The organism is Streptomyces sp. NPDC017676 (assembly GCF_044329325.1).
GTDB lineage: Bacteria > Actinomycetota > Actinomycetes > Streptomycetales > Streptomycetaceae > Streptomyces.
In genome coordinates this window covers 37,224-51,300 of the sequence record NZ_JBIRJA010000023.1, presented here as the reverse complement: position 1 = coordinate 51,300, position 14,077 = coordinate 37,224, and the positions used below count along the sequence as shown (strand labels likewise).

Sequence of the window (14,077 nt, the reverse complement as noted above, 5' to 3'; positions counted from 1 at the left end):
CCGCTGCTGTGGCCGGCCGTCGGCGTGTCCCCGCCGCGCTCGACGGGCGCAGAGCCCCGTCAGCACGGCCCACGGGACACGCGGCTGAGGCTCCGCTGCCATCGGATCTCGCCGTCGTGCCGTTCGTCGGTGGGGCCGAGTCCGGCGGCAGCGGCGACGGCGGCGGATGCCCGGTGTTCGGGGTGGATGTGGGCGATGACGGTGTGCACCGGCTGCGAGCCGAGCCAGTCGACGAGTTCCCGGGCCGCCTCGGTGGCGATGCCCCGCCCCTGCCACGGCGTCCCCACCACCCAGGCGATCTCGGCGACCGTGCCCTGGCCGGAGGGGCCCACCGTCGCCTGGACGGTGCCCGTCAGGCAGGATTCCGCACGGAGCCGGATCACCCAGTTCAGCCAGGACACGCTGGGATCGGGAGAGCCCGCGGTCATCCGCTGGTAGCGCGAGCGCAGGGCTTGCGGGGTGTCCGGAGTGCCGCCGATGAAGGTGTGCAGGGCCGGGTCGGACAGCACCTCGGCCATCTCCCCGGCGTGCTCGACGTGCAGCGGCAGCAGGTCCAGCCGTCCGGTGCCGAGGGCCTGGGCCGCGAGGGCGCTCATACCGCGACCGCCCCGGAGTGTTCGAGGACGTCGGCTACGGCCGGGCTTCCGCCGGGCGTCGTACCGTCCCCGTCGACCGGTGTGAGCATCGGCCTGCCTTCCTGGCCGGCGCGGCGACGTCGGCCTTGTTCGACGACCTGTCGGTCGATCCATCTGAACGGTACGCCTCCTCCCGTCAGGAGCGATCCACAGGGGTGAGGATCGTCGGCCGTTCCGCCGAGGTCGCTGCCGGAAGGGGGCGGCGCCGGACGGCCTGACGTGACCGGGGGCGGCCGGCGCACGGCCGGGCGTCGGTGGCGTTCCGCTCCCCAGGACGCGGAGGATCACAGGCACGCTCCGGACGGCCGAGGGCGCCGCGGGGCCGTTGCCCGGTGCCGTCAGAGCGCGGCGACGGCGTCCGCACCGGTCGCGCTCGCCGCGTCCGGGGTGGGGAAGTGCGGCAGCACCGTTTCGGCGAGTTCCTGGAGGACCTCCTCGACGGGGCGGTCGCCGGGCCGCAGGTTGAAGGAGACGTGGGTGACGCCGAGCCCGCCCATCTCCCGCAGGTGCTCGATCAGGGCCTCACGCCCGGTGCGCAGGCCGAGGCGGATCGCGGTCGCGGCGACGGCCGGGTCCTCGGTGAGGTCCAGTTGCATCGGGGTGAGGTACGGCTTGGGGGCCCCGGCGGTGAGCTGCTGCCACTCGCGGGTCTTCAGCCGCAGAGCGCCCAGAGGACGGGGGTAGTTGAGGGAGGCGTCGGCGTTCCGCGCGATCCACTCCGGGGACTGCTGCGCATGCCCCGCGATGGCGACGGGTACGGTGCGGCCCGTCGGCTTGGGCAGCACGTCGAGGTGGCGCTCGGCGCCGAGTCCGAGGTCGGGCAGGCTGATGCCCTGCCCGCTCGGCCGGGTGGCCCAGGCCTCGCGCAGGATCTCCACGCCCTTGCGGAACGTGGCACCGCGAGCCTCGAAGTCCTCGCCGAACAAGGGGTACTCCACCGGCCGGTCGCCGCTGGCCAGCCCGAGTACGAACCGGCCGCCGGAGAGGACGTCCACGGTGGCCGCCGCCTTCGCGACGAGCAGCGGCGGCCTCAGCGGCAGCACGATGGCCCCGGTCCCGAGCACGACCCGCTCGGTGACGGCCGCGAGATGACCGAGATGGGTGAAGGCCTCGAAGACGGAGCCGGCGTCGCCGAACTGCTCGGGGTCGTACAGGGGCACGTCCCGCACCCACAGGCTCGCGAAGCCCAGGGCGTCGGCGAGGCGCGCCAGTTCGGTGTGACGGGTCAGGTCGGGGACGCCGAAGGGACGGCCGGCGGCCCGGTCGGCACGCAGACGCGTGTGGCCCCAGTCATTGTCGAGGGGGAGCTCAAGGCCCAGGGTCGGCAGGCCCGCGGGGTTCACGAGCCGCTTGAGGGCAGGAGGAGTGAGAGACATGGGAGGACACCTTTGGTCAGGGGCTGGTCCGGGCCAGGTGGGCAGCGGGTCAGTGGGCGATCGGGGCGCTGGTTCACTGGGCCGGCGCGTGCGGGGAACCGGCCACGACGCTGCCGACGCCCCGGCGCGTGCGGCGGTCCGGGAACACGGCGAGGAAGGACGTCAGGAACTCGGTCGTGCCGATCCCGAAGGCCCCGGCCGGTTGGCCAGGGCCAGGAGCGCGAGAGGCATGGGAGAGACCTTCCGAACTATTGCGTCGAACGCTTACGTGCGGACACACATTAGTTGCATACGCGCTATACCTGCAAACGCGGTATGCCTGTTTTTGCAATAGATAGTGCACGCAAGTATGCTGGAGAGTGACCGGCCCGCCGCCGAAGGAGGCTCCTGTGACCGCCACCGCCCCAGCGCTCTCCGGCCTGGCTCAGGGCTGGTGCGCCCTCTCCTTGCTGCACGGCAGGATCGAGACACACCTCGAACGCGCTCTGGAAGCCGGTCACGGCCTGAGCGCCCGTGAGTACGCGCTGCTCCACGTGCTCAGCCGGCAGCACGACGGAGAGGGAGGGCACCTGCAGATGAAACAGGTCGCCGGCGCCGTCGTCCTCAGCCAGAGCGCCACCACGCGCCTGGTCACCCGCCTGGAGGACCGCGGGCTGCTGTCGCGGTACCTGTGCCCCACCGACCGCCGCGGGATCTACACCGACGTCACCGACGCCGGCAGACAGCTGCTCGATGCCGCGCGTCCCACCCACGACACCGCCCTGCGGGTGGCACTCGCCGAAGCGGCTCAGGACGCCAGGCTCGAACCGCTGGTCCGGGCCCTGCAGTCGCCGCCCACCCCGATCGCGGTCGCCGCCTGAAAGGAGCACATCCGTCCATGAAAGCCATGGCACTGCGCCGGTACGGCCGTACCGAAGACCTCGAATGGACAGAGCTGCCGGACCCCAAAGTGGCACCCGGTGAAGTCCTCGTCCGGGTGAGGGCCGCCGGGGTCAACCCGGTCGACTGGAAGCTCGCCGAAGGGCGGCTCGACGCCGTCATGGAGACCGGCTTCCCGCTGATTCCCGGCTGGGACGTGGCCGGCGTCGTCGAGCGAGTGGGTTTCGACGTCACCGAGTTCGCCCCCGGCGACGAGGTCTTCGGCTACATCCGCAAGGACTGGGCACAGTTCGGCGCCTATGCCGAGCTGGTCTCCGCGCACGTGCGCCTGCTGGCCCCCAAGCCCGCCTCGCTCAGCTGGGAGGAAGCGGCGGGCGTACCCCTCGCGGGACTCACCGCCTACCAGGCCGTCCAGCGCGTCGGCCTCCAGCCGCGCGAGACGGTGCTCGTCCACGGCGCGGCCGGGGGTGTCGGCTCGTTCGGAGTCCAGATCGCCACCGCCCTCGGGGCACGGGTCATCGCGACGGCGAGCGAGCGCAACCACGACTTCGTCCGGTCCCTGGGCGCCGTCCCCGTGACCTACGGGCCCGGTCTGCGCGACCGTGTCCGTGAGCAGGCCCCCCAAGGGGTGGACGCCGCCGTGGACTTCGCCGGGCACGACGCGGTCGACGTCTCGCTCGACCTGCTGGACGACCCCGTCCGGCTGGCCTCCGTCGTCGACCCGGAAGCCGCCGCCAAGGGCGGGCACTACGTATGGGTGCGGCCGGACCGGGCCGACCTCGACGCCCTGGCCGCCCTGGCCGACGACGGCCGGCTGACCGTCCCCCTCGACCGTGTACTGCCCCTCCGCGAGGCCGCGGAAGCGTGGCGCATCAGCCAGGGCGGTCACACCAGGGGCAAGCTCGTCCTGTCGGTCCCCGGGAACTGAGCGGCCCCGGGCCCGCTCCGAAGGAGCACGTCCTGACAGCAGCCCGCCTGCCTTGCCGGCTCTGGACCCCGGCGGCCGGCGGGGCCTGCGGTCTCGTCCTTCGGGCCGGCCGGCCGGTCACCACGTCTGTCGTTGGTCGAGTGCGGCCAGGGCGTCACGGAGCGCCGCGCGGGAGGTGATGCCGAGTTTCGGGAAGACCCGGTACAGGTGGGCGCCGGCCGTGCGCGGGGAGATGTTGAGCCTGCGCCCGATCTCCTTGTTCGACAGTCCCCCGGCCGCGAGTTCGGCGATCCGGCGTTCCTGAGCGCTCATCGGCACCGCCGTCCTGCCCTCCGGTACCGGCACCCCGACGCCGGCGGCGCGCAGCTCCTCGCGCGCCCGCTTCGCCCACAACGGCGCCTTGAGACGGTGCTCGAACAGGTCCAGGGCCACGCTGAGGTGGACTCGGGAAGCGGTGTAGTCCCGGCGCCGGCGCAGCCATTCGCCGTAGAGGAGACGGAGCCGTGCGTACTCATAGGCCCACAGGGAGGCGTCCGGTACGGCGAGCGCGGCCTCGTAGAGCTCTCCGGCGTCCTCGTCCGCCGCGGCGACCGCGGCGGCCACCGCGAGAATGATCTCGTGGTGCGGCGATATGGCGCCGAGACGGGCTTGCCGGCCGGCCTCGACGTGGGCCCGCGCGTCGGCGGTCCGCCCGGTGCGCACGGCCGACTCCACCAGGTCGAGGAAGACCCGCTGCACATGCGGGTAGTAAGCGGGGAGCTGACCGGGCGGGGTCAGCAACACCGCCTGCTGGTAGGCCTCTTCGAAGTCGCCGCGGCCGATGGCGGTGGTGACGCGGGTTTCGGCGACCGCCGCCAGCAGCAGCCGAACCCTTCTCGGCCCCGCCCACGCGGTGATGGCGTCGCAGTGCCTGCGCAGCGCCTCCTCGTCACCCCGTCCGGCGGCGACGGAGGCCAGTCCGTAGGTGAACATCATGTGGGTGAAGTTGTACTCGTGCTCCGCGGCATCGCCGGTTCCCTCGGTGGCGATGACCAGGGTGGTGTCCCAGTCACCCCTCATGAACGCGTCGTGGGCGCGGGCGAGCAGCACGAACCGCTGGCTGTCGTAGGCCGCCTGGCCCACGAAGTCCCGCCACACGTTGTCGTAGTAGCTGAAGGCATCCAGGTACAGAGCGGTGTAGATCAGCCAGTTGACCCGCCAGAAGGGTGTGTGCGGTGACAGCGCGGCCGTCGCACGGTCGAGCCGCTCCCGCACGTCATGAGCCGTGCGTGCCGGGTCGGCGACGCAGTCGAAGCACATGCGCGCGATGTCGGACACCCGGTCCAGCACCCGCTCCACGGGGGGCCACAGGTCCGGACGGTTCCCCCACACGGCCGAGTTGAGCAGTACGTAGAAGGCGTCGTCGTAGGCGGCCAGATCGTCGGAACGCGTGCTGTAGGGCGCCTCGTTCAGCGCGGGCAGCAACGTGTGGAACACCGCGTCGACGTCGCCGTCCCGGTGGAACAGCACGTAGGCGGCGGCCGCCGCGCCCCGCAGGGTTTCCGCCGACCCGGCGGTGACCAGTTCGCTGGCCGTCGCCAGCTGACCGCTGACACCGGCGGCGAACGCCGCCTCGTCCAGTCGCCGGGCGCGGGCCTTCCCGTCGGGGCTGAGCTCGGCCGCCCGGCGGAAGGCCGCCGCGGCCTCGGCCGCACCGCCGCGGGCCAGAGCCCGCTGGGCGGCCCTGGTGAGCTCCAGCGCGACCGCTTCGTCGGGGCCCTCCGCGGCGTGGGCCAGGTGCCAGGCACGACGTTCGGACGTGTCGTCCATGACCGCGGCCAGGGCCCGGTGCGCGGCCCTGCGCCGCCCGCTCGGCGACATGTGCACCAGGCAGGAGCGCGCCATGGGATGGCGGAAGGACACACGGTCCTCCATGTGGTCGATCCGCAGCAGTCCGCTGCGTTCGCCGTCCTCCAGGAGGGTGTCGTCCCACGGTTCGCCGGCGGCGCGCAGCGCCGCCCGGATCTGCCGCACATTGCCCCTGCGCTGCCCGTCCAGCGCGACCAGCAGCAGGAAGAAACGCGTGGCCGGGGTGAGGAGCAGGACTCGGTCGGCGAACACGCTCTCCAGGCGTGAGCTGAGCGGAAGGTTGGCCGGGAGCAGCTCGCGGCCCTGGCGTTGGGCCGGCTTGAGTTGTTCCGGCAGCTCCATCAGCGCCAGCGGGTTTCCCTCGGCCTCGTCGAGGATCCGCTGCCGGGCGGACTCCGCGAGGCCGGGATGGCTGCGTTCGAGCAGCATCCGCGCGTCCTGGAGGTTCAGCGGGGGTACGGCGAGCACGGGCAGCCCGGTGGGGTCGACGAAGCCGTTCCACCCGCTGCGTGCCGCCATGACGAAGGCGACCCGGCAGCCGCCCAGCCGGCGGGCCACGAACATCAGGACCTCGGCGCTGGACCGGTCGATCCAGTGGACGTCGTCCACCACGACGCACAGGGGCTCTCTTCTGGCCGCCGCCTGGAGCAGGGCCAGGGCCGCCGCGGAGATGGCGAACCGGCCGGGTGCGGAGCCCTGGCGGATGGACAGCGCCTGCTCCAGCACTCCGGCCTGGAAGGCGGGGATACCGGGCAACTGGTCCAGCAGCGGGTACAGGAGCTGGTGCAGGGCGGAGAAGGCGAGGTCCTCTTCCGCCTCCACGCCGACCACCCGGAGCACGTTCACCCCGTTGGCCCGTGCGGCGCTCGCCACGGCGTCCAGCAGCACGGTCTTCCCGACTCCCGGGTCGCCCAGGAGCAGCAGTGCCTCGCCGTCGACGTTTCCCTCCGCGAGGACTGCTTCGAGAGCACGCAGTTCGGACGTGCGACCCACCAGCGACACAACTCCTCCAACGCCGGCGCGCCACGTGCGCTCCGCCGGCACGGGAATCCTGGCAAACCGGGGGCCGCGCACGCATCTGTCACGTGACTGGTTCCGAGCACGGAGCCCGGTGACGGGGCGCCGCTCAGCGCAGGAACGCCAGCACGTCCCGCGCGAACTCCGTGTGGTGCTGGAAGAGGAAGCCGTGACCCGAGTCCGGGTAGGTCTTCAGCCGGGCGTCCGGCAGCAGCCCCGCCAACAGGTGGGACGTCGCCGGCGGCATCACCAGGTCGCTGTCGCCCCCGGCCACGAACACGGGGTTGTCGATGGCCACGAGCCGCTGGAGGGCCGTGTGGTCGGGGACGCCCCACTCGACCACGGCCTCGTACTGTGCCGCTCGGACCGCCGCGGCGACCGGGAGGTCCCGGCCCCGCTCGCGTTCCAGGTAGCGGCCGATGAACTCCAGGCCGCTGCGCTGGCTCGTCGCGCTGTGGTGGAAGAAGACGTAGAGGTAGTCCTGTATGCCGAGCCGCTCGAAGCCGGCGTGGCCCAGCACGTCGTCCGGGTAACCGTGGATGCCGGGGCCACCCTTGGGGGCGGTGGCGGCGAGCACCAGGCGGCGCACCGCGCGGGGACGGAGCAGAGCCAGCTCCTGTGCGGTGAAGCCGCCCATCGAATGGCCCAGCACGTCCGCCTGCCGCAGTCCGAGCGCCGTCAGGAAGGCGAGCGTGTCCACCGCCAGGTCCCGGACGGTGCGGCACACCTGACCGGTGCTGAGGCCCACCCCGGCGTTGTCGAAGGTGATGACCTCGCGCTCGGCGGCCAGGGCATCGACGAGCGCCGGGTCCCAGCTGTCCAGCGTGCCCCGGAAGTGCTGGAGCAGGAGGAGCGGCGGGGGACCGGTGGGGCCACAGCGGCGGTACGCGTACCGCACGCCGTTGGCCGCATCGATCACCTGATTGGGGGCGTCGACGTACATCTGGGTTCCTCATCATGGGGGGTGCGAAGACCACGGACGTCGTCGAGTGTGCCGTCCTGACGCGTCGGCGCCATAGGGCATTTGACCGTGGGCCGCCCGGCGCGGGCACCGACGAGGAGGGCCACGAGCACCGCGACGAGGGCACGCGGACCTCCGGTCGCGCCTAGGCGATCTCGTCGACGTGGTCCTCCACCCAGCTCCGCAGCTGGGCGAGCGGCTGGGCCACGCTGCGTCCCAGGTCCGTGAGCGCGTACTCCACGTGCAGGGGCACCGCGGGGTAGATGGTCCGGTCCACGAACCCCTTCTCCTCCAGGCGGCGGAGCGTGGAGGTGAGCACCTTGGGGCTGACGCCCTCCAGGCGCCGCTGGAGCGCCCCGAAGCGCTGGGGCCCCTCCTCCATCGCCCCGATCGCCAGCGCCGACCACTTGTTGGCCAGCAGGTCCAGCACATCGCGGCAGGGGCACTGGGCCGCGTAGACGTCGTGGTGGTCGTGTCGTTCGGATGCGCATGTCGTCACCAACGGACGCGTCCTCCGCTCCTGGATCGGCCTCTACCAGCTTACTTTCCAAAGGGAAGTAGGTTCCGTTGAAAGTTACTACCTCCCCCGGGCTACGTTATCGCCGCAGTCAGCCCCTACGGCACCATCAGGAGCGAGAGATGAGTGAGATCCCCACCACCATGCCGGCGGTCGCCTACCGCAAGAGCCTTCCCGTGGACGACACGGAGAGCCTGGTCGACGTCACGCTGCCGGTGCCGCGGCCCGGCCCCCGCGACCTGCTCGTGCGGGTCGAGGCCGTCGCGGTCAACCCGGTCGACTACAAGGTGCGGCAGAACAGCGATCCGGGCGGCGAGCCCAAGGTCCTCGGGTGGGACGCCGCGGGCACGGTCGTCGCCGTCGGCGACGAGGTGGAGGCGTTCGCGGTCGGCGACGAGGTCTTCTACGCCGGCGCCATCGACCGGCCCGGCGCCAACTCCCTCTTCCACACGGTGGACGAGCGCATCGTCGGCCACAAGCCGGCCACCCTCTCCTTCGCCGAGGCGGCGGCCCTGCCGCTGACGTCGCTCACCGCGTGGGAGGGCCTCTTCGAGCACCTCGGTCTGCGCGAGGGAGCCCTGGAGAAGACCGGCACCCTGCTGGTCACCGCGGCCGCGGGCGGTGTCGGTGCGATGGTGGCCCAGCTGGCGCGCGCGCTGACCAGCCTGACGGTGATCGGTACCGCTTCGCGCCCGGAGACCGCCGAGTTCGCCCGCCGCATGGGGGTGTCCCATGTCGTCGACCACCGCGAGCCCCTGTCCCCGCAGGTGGCCGAGGTGGCACCGGGCGGGGTGGACTTCGTCTTCAGCACCGCCGGCACGGACCGGAACCTGACCGCCTACGCGGACATGCTCAAGCCGCTCGGACGGCTCGTCGCCATCGACGACTTCGGCCCGGTCGAGATCGGTGTGCTCAAGTCCAAGAGCATCTCGTTCCACTGGGAGTTCATGTTCACGCGCTCGCTCCACCAGACGCCCGACCAGGCGGTGCAGCGGCACATCCTCGACCAGATCGCCCGCCTGGTCGACGCGGGCATCCTCACCACCACCGCCACCACCGACCTCGGCACGATCAACGCCGAGCACCTGCGCGAGGCGCACCGCGTCCTGGAGTCGGGCAAGGCGATCGGCAAGATCACGATGACCGGCTTCTGAGCCCGGTCCCGCACGGCCGGCCCGCCGGGCTCCGCCCCGGCGACGCGGCGGGCTCCCCCCGGCGACGCGGCGGCGGAGGGGGCGCGCGGGGGTGGCCGGCCGGTGCCCGGACGCCCACGGCGCCGGTGCGGAGCTCCCGGCCCACGGCGGACGGGTGTCGCGGGCGGCACGCCCGGCCGGCAGCGTGCCCGAACGGACCCCACAAAGTATCCACAAACGACGGACATGCTGGTCGGGCCGGCAGCGAGAGGCCCGACGACGGGGTCGGCCACGCGACCGGCGGACCGCCCCCGGGCCGACCCGTGGCCCGTCGGCGGCCCCTCATCCAGTCCCCGCCACTGTCACGGTTCGCCGAGGAGAGGTGATGGTCCCCGCCTCTCGGCACCGCGCCACCTCCGCGGGTGCCGCGCCGACGCGACCACGGCGTCGCGATCACCGGTGTGACGCCGGCCGCGCACGCGCCGCCGCGGGTTCCGTGCCGGCGCGGCGATGCCACACGCACAGACAACACGGCACCGCCACGGTGCCGGGGGCCGCCCCGAGGGCGGGCGGCCCGGACGAGAAAGGCAGCGAGACATGAGCACCATCTCAGCGGAGTCATCCGGGTCGTTCACCCTCGGCGGTGAGTTCGTGGTCAACCGACTCGCTTACGGGACCATGCAGTTGACGGGTCCCGGAGTGTGGGGTCCGTTCCCCGACCCGGACAGGGGTGTGCGCGTCCTGCGCCGTGCCGTGGAGCTGGGCGTGACCCTGTTCGACACCGCCGACTCCTACGGACCCGAGACGGCCGAGGAGCTCCTGCGCGAGGCACTGCACCCGTACCCGGAGAACCTGGTCATCGCCACCAAGGCCGGGTTCACCCGACCCGGCCCCGGGCAGTGGCGGATGAACGGCCGGCCCGACCACCTGCGGCGGCAGGCGGAGTCCAGCCTCCGCCGACTGGGTCTGGAGCGCATTCCGCTGTTCCAGCTGCACCGCGTCGACCCCGCGGTGCCCTTCGAGGACCAGATCGGCGTCCTCAAGGAGCTGCGCGACGAGGGCAAGGTCGCCCACGTCGGGCTCTCCGAGGTCGGCGTCGACGAGCTGGAGCGGGCCCGTGCCATCGTGCCCGTCGCCTCCGTGCAGAACCTGTACAACGTCGCCCAGCGCGACTCCGAGGACGTCCTGCGGTACGCCGAGGCGAACGACATCGCGTTCCTGCCCTGGTTCCCGCTGGCCACCGGGCAGCTGGCCCGGCCGGGCGGTCCGCTCGCCCGCATCGCGGCCCGCCTGGCTGCCTCACCCTCCCAGGTGGCGCTGGCCTGGCTGCTGCACCGCTCGCCCGTCGTCCTGCCGATCCCCGGGACGTCGTCGGTCGAGCACCTGGAGGAGAACGTGGCGGCCGCCGCACTGAAGCTGACGCAGGCCGACTACGACGCCCTGGGCGACCCGTTCTCCCGGGGCTGAGAGCGCGACACCCCCGCGACGCCCCTCTCAGGGGCCGGGAGGCACGCGGCCTCCCTCCCCTGTCCCGAACACTCACTCTCACAGGAGCCTTCCATGTCCGAATCGTCCTCCACCCGCCCGTCCGTCGCCGTCGCCTACCACTCCGGCTACGGACACACGGCGGTGCTCGCCGAAGCGGTCCGCCGCGGGGCCGAGCAGACCGGAGCCGACGTGACCTTCGTGGACGTGACCGCCGTGACCGACGAACAGTGGCAGCGGCTGGACGGCGCCGACGCGATCGTCTTCGGATCGCCCACCTACATGGGCGGCGCCTCGGCCGGCTTCCACACCTTCGCCGAAGCGACCAGCGGCCGCTGGGCCGAGGGACGGTGGGCGGACAAGCTGGCGGCGGGATTCACCAACTCGGCTTCCAAGAGCGGCGACAAGAACAACACCCTCGCGTTCTTCGCCGCCTTCGCCGCCCAGCACCGGATGCTCTGGGTCAGCCTGGGACTGGCTCCGGGCTGGAACTCCACCAGCGCCTCCGAGCACGACCTGAACCGCCTCGGCTTCTGGAGCGGGGCGGGCGCGCAGACGCCGATGGACGGCGGCACGGACACCGTCCACGGTGCCGACATCGCCACGGCCGAACACCTGGGCACGCGGGTGGCCCGGCAGGCGGCTCTGATCAGCGCGGGGCGCCGGGCCCTCGCCGCGGCGGTCTGAGCACCGGTGTGACCCTACGGGCCGGCCCCGCCCGACCCGTCCGGACAAGCGGCCCGAGGAGACGCCGTGAAGCTGTCTGCAGTCCCTTCCTCACATCAGACCCCGGCGTCCTCTCCGGACCCGGCTGCGCCCTCCGGGCGCGGCCGGCCCCTGGCCACCGCCGGCGTGGTGATCGCGTCGATCGCCGTCGCCTTCGGAGCCGGCGCCGGCAGCCCGCTCTTCGTGCTCTACCAGCGCGAGTGGGGATTTCCCGCCTGGCAGCTCACCACGGCGTTCACCGTGTACGCGGTGACGCTGCTGGCGACCCTGCTCGTGGCGGGGTCCGTGTCGGACCACATCGGCCGCCGGCCGGTGCTGGTCGGCGCCATGCTGCTGTTGCTGGTCACCAGCGCGCTGTTCCTGGCCGCCGACGGCATCGGCTGGATCATCGCCGCACGGGCCGTGCAGGGCATGGCCACGGGAGCGGCCACCAGTACCTTCACCGCGGCGATCATCGAGCTCGCCGCGCCGCGGCACCGGCCGGTCATGACGGTGCTGACCAGCGCCGCCCCGGTGGGCGGGCTGGCCCTCGGCGCCCTCTTCGCCGGTCTGGCCGTCCAGTTCAGCAGCCACCCGACGGCGATCGTGTTCCTCGGCCTGGCGGTGGTCCTCGTCTACGGCATCGCCTCCGTACTGGCCGCCCCGGAGACGGCGGACCGGCACCCGGGTGTGCTGGCCTCGCTGCGCCCGAGGCTGAGCGTCGTCCGCGCGGCCCGCGGATGGTTCTGGTCCCTGGCCCCCCTGGTCGCCGCCGGCTGGATGTTCTCCGGCCTCTTCCTCGGCCTGGCGCCGTCCTTCGACGCGTCGGTCTTCGGCATCCACGACGCGGCGGTGAACGGTGCGATCGTCGCCGTCCAGCCGATGGCGGCGGCGGTGGCCGGCATCGGCTTCGGCCGGCTGTCCGCCGGGCGAGCCACCCGCACCGGCGCACTCCTGCTGTTCGCCGGCGCCGTCCTCACGGTCATCGGCGTCGTGACAGCGAGGCTCCCGCTCGTCGTCACCGGCGCGCTGCTGGGCGGCTCCGGGCAGGGTGCGGCCTTCGGCTCCTCCCTGCGCATACTGGGCCCGCTCGCGGACAACGCGAGCCGGGGCGGCCTCTTCGCCGCGGTCTACCTCGTCGCCTACACGGCGTACGGCGCGCCGGTCCTCGTAGCGGGCATCGCCAGCGATTTCGTCCCGCTGACCGCCACCGTCGCGGTCTACGGCCTGATCGTGGCCCTTCTCGCCGCGAGCGCGGCCCTCTCGCTCGCCCTGAGGTCACGCCGGGACGACCGCGCGCGGCTCACCCAGGAGACCTGAGAGGCCGCGCGTGCGTGTGCGAACCCGGTGACCGGACCCGGGCACGCCGTCGCGTCACCCGCCAGGGACGCGACGGCGCACACGTGTCCGACATGTGCGCGGGCGGCGGATGTATCGAAGCGGGACCTCCGGCCGTACCCCGTCGCCGACGGCCCGGCCGCGGACGCGACGGCATGCGGACGACGAGCACCTTTCCGCGCGCGTGCACGGCACACCCGCCACCGGCACCCCGCGCGCCGGGCGATGGCGACGTCGCGGTCGTCCCGGGCACGGCACATCCGGCACATCCGGCGCGCGGGACGCCTGGTCCACCCGGGGGCCGGGCCGGGTCGGGCCGGCCCGGCCCCCGCGGTCCCGCGCCGCACAGCCCGGGCCCCGGCACCCTCTCGGCGCGCGGCCGGCCCGGGCCACGGGGACCGTACGTCACGGTGTCTCGGCGCGGATCACGGGTCTACGGCGGCGATCCACGGGCTCGGCGGACACCTCGCCGGCCGCGACAGGCAGTGTCGCGGCCGGCGAGGTGTCCGGGCGTCAGTCGGCCGAGCCGGGGCGTCAGTCGACGGAGAAGCGGGCGGTGATGACCGCCCGGGCCAGCGTGTGACCCGAGAGGTTGAAGCCGAGGAACGCCGGCGGAGCGGCGTGGTCGAGGCCCAGGGTCTCCACGTCCACGGCGTGGACGGCGATGTAGTAGGTGTGCTCGCCGCTGCCGGCGGGCGGGGCGGCTCCGATGTACCGCCTCAGGCCGGCGTCGTTGGGGAGCTGCCAGGCCTTCTCCGGCAGTCCGGCACCCGACTCGTCACCGGCCCCGGAGGGCAGCTCGCTCACCGTGGCCGGGATGTCGGCGACGGCCCAGTGCCAGAAACCGCTGCCGGTCGGGGCGGTGGGGTCGTAGACGGTGACGGCGAAACTCCGGGTCTCCTCGGGGAATCCCGACCAGCTCAGCTGGGGCGAGGTGTCGGTGCCGCCGGCCCCGAAGACGCCGCTCGCCTGAGGGAGCGGAAGCCTTCCGCCGTCGGTGAAGTCGGCACTGCTGAGCGTGAAGGAAGGGACTCTCGCGATGAGGTCGTAGGGAGTGGACATGTGACTTCCTCTCGGTGTGCGCGGTGCCCCGGAGTGCGGGCGCGTGCCGCCGCGTGCCTCGGTGCACGGGGACGCGCTCCGGCCCCGGCCGGCTGCCGCTGGACGCGTGGTCGCGGTTGGCGCGACTGACACACATCGTCGTGAGCGGACCGGGATCGGTAATCCGTCGATCGACTGACGCGAACGGAAAGGG

At 73.0% G+C, this 14,077-nt stretch carries 12 protein-coding genes; 6 read left to right on the top strand and 6 right to left on the bottom strand.

Features of this window, described 5'->3' with window-relative positions; translation table 11 throughout:
* Window positions 1-59: 59 nt before the first annotated feature.
* Both ACH4LD_RS37185 and ACH4LD_RS37180 read right to left on the bottom strand, forming a co-directional pair.
* Window positions 60-596 carry a GNAT family N-acetyltransferase gene (locus tag ACH4LD_RS37185; protein ID WP_398058668.1) on the bottom strand — a complete coding sequence of 179 codons (537 nt, stop codon included), beginning with the start codon at window positions 594-596 and terminating at the stop codon, window positions 60-62.
* A 377-nt stretch (window positions 597-973) separates the two neighbouring features.
* A complete protein-coding gene (locus tag ACH4LD_RS37180) occupies window positions 974-2,011 on the bottom strand; it encodes a TIGR03571 family LLM class oxidoreductase (RefSeq protein ID WP_398058669.1) in 1,038 nt (345 codons plus the stop codon).
* Window positions 2,012-2,400: 389 nt separating this feature from the next.
* Here ACH4LD_RS37180 and ACH4LD_RS37175 point away from each other — a divergent pair, with 389 nt between their 5' ends.
* Together ACH4LD_RS37175 and ACH4LD_RS37170 are read left to right on the top strand one after the other, a co-directional pair.
* Window positions 2,401-2,871, top strand: a complete 471-nt coding sequence (locus ACH4LD_RS37175) for a MarR family winged helix-turn-helix transcriptional regulator (RefSeq protein ID WP_398058670.1) — start codon at window positions 2,401-2,403, stop codon at window positions 2,869-2,871.
* Window positions 2,872-2,888: 17 nt separating this feature from the next.
* Window positions 2,889-3,818 carry an NADP-dependent oxidoreductase gene (locus ACH4LD_RS37170; RefSeq protein WP_398058671.1) on the top strand — a complete coding sequence of 310 codons (930 nt, stop codon included), beginning with the start codon at window positions 2,889-2,891 and terminating at the stop codon, window positions 3,816-3,818.
* Between the two features lie 117 nt (window positions 3,819-3,935).
* On the opposite strand, the gene ACH4LD_RS37165 is transcribed toward ACH4LD_RS37170, so the two are convergent.
* The 3 genes from ACH4LD_RS37165 to ACH4LD_RS37155 all read right to left on the bottom strand — a co-directional run bounded on the left by ACH4LD_RS37165 (window position 3,936) and on the right by ACH4LD_RS37155 (window position 8,143).
* Window positions 3,936-6,659 carry an AAA family ATPase gene (locus tag ACH4LD_RS37165; RefSeq protein WP_398058672.1) on the bottom strand — a complete coding sequence of 908 codons (2,724 nt, stop codon included), beginning with the start codon at window positions 6,657-6,659 and terminating at the stop codon, window positions 3,936-3,938.
* Between the two features lie 133 nt (window positions 6,660-6,792).
* On the bottom strand, window positions 6,793-7,626 hold the full coding sequence (locus ACH4LD_RS37160) for an alpha/beta fold hydrolase (protein WP_398058673.1): 834 nt from the start codon (window positions 7,624-7,626) through the stop codon (window positions 6,793-6,795).
* Between the two features lie 163 nt (window positions 7,627-7,789).
* Window positions 7,790-8,143, bottom strand: a complete 354-nt coding sequence (locus tag ACH4LD_RS37155) for a winged helix-turn-helix transcriptional regulator (protein ID WP_398058674.1) — start codon at window positions 8,141-8,143, stop codon at window positions 7,790-7,792.
* Between the two features lie 140 nt (window positions 8,144-8,283).
* On the opposite strand from ACH4LD_RS37155, the gene ACH4LD_RS37150 reads away from it, so the two are divergent.
* The 4 genes from ACH4LD_RS37150 to ACH4LD_RS37135 all read left to right on the top strand — a co-directional run bounded on the left by ACH4LD_RS37150 (window position 8,284) and on the right by ACH4LD_RS37135 (window position 12,804).
* The gene (locus tag ACH4LD_RS37150) at window positions 8,284-9,315 is read left to right on the top strand and encodes a zinc-binding alcohol dehydrogenase family protein (RefSeq protein ID WP_398058675.1); all 1,032 of its coding nucleotides are present in this window, start codon (window positions 8,284-8,286) and stop codon (window positions 9,313-9,315) included.
* Between the two features lie 576 nt (window positions 9,316-9,891).
* On the top strand, window positions 9,892-10,761 hold the full coding sequence (locus ACH4LD_RS37145) for an aldo/keto reductase (protein ID WP_132787853.1): 870 nt from the start codon (window positions 9,892-9,894) through the stop codon (window positions 10,759-10,761).
* 93 nt (window positions 10,762-10,854) lie between these two features.
* Window positions 10,855-11,466 (top strand): flavodoxin family protein, encoded by a 612-nt coding sequence (locus ACH4LD_RS37140; protein WP_398058676.1) that lies wholly within the window; start codon window positions 10,855-10,857, stop codon window positions 11,464-11,466.
* Window positions 11,467-11,532: 66 nt separating this feature from the next.
* The gene (locus tag ACH4LD_RS37135; RefSeq protein WP_398058677.1) at window positions 11,533-12,804 is read left to right on the top strand and encodes an MFS transporter; all 1,272 of its coding nucleotides are present in this window, start codon (window positions 11,533-11,535) and stop codon (window positions 12,802-12,804) included.
* Window positions 12,805-13,356: 552 nt separating this feature from the next.
* Here ACH4LD_RS37135 and ACH4LD_RS37130 read toward each other — a convergent pair.
* Window positions 13,357-13,884, bottom strand: coding sequence for a YbhB/YbcL family Raf kinase inhibitor-like protein (locus ACH4LD_RS37130; RefSeq protein ID WP_398058678.1), 528 nt, complete (start codon window positions 13,882-13,884; stop codon window positions 13,357-13,359).
* Window positions 13,885-14,077: the final 193 nt, after the last annotated feature.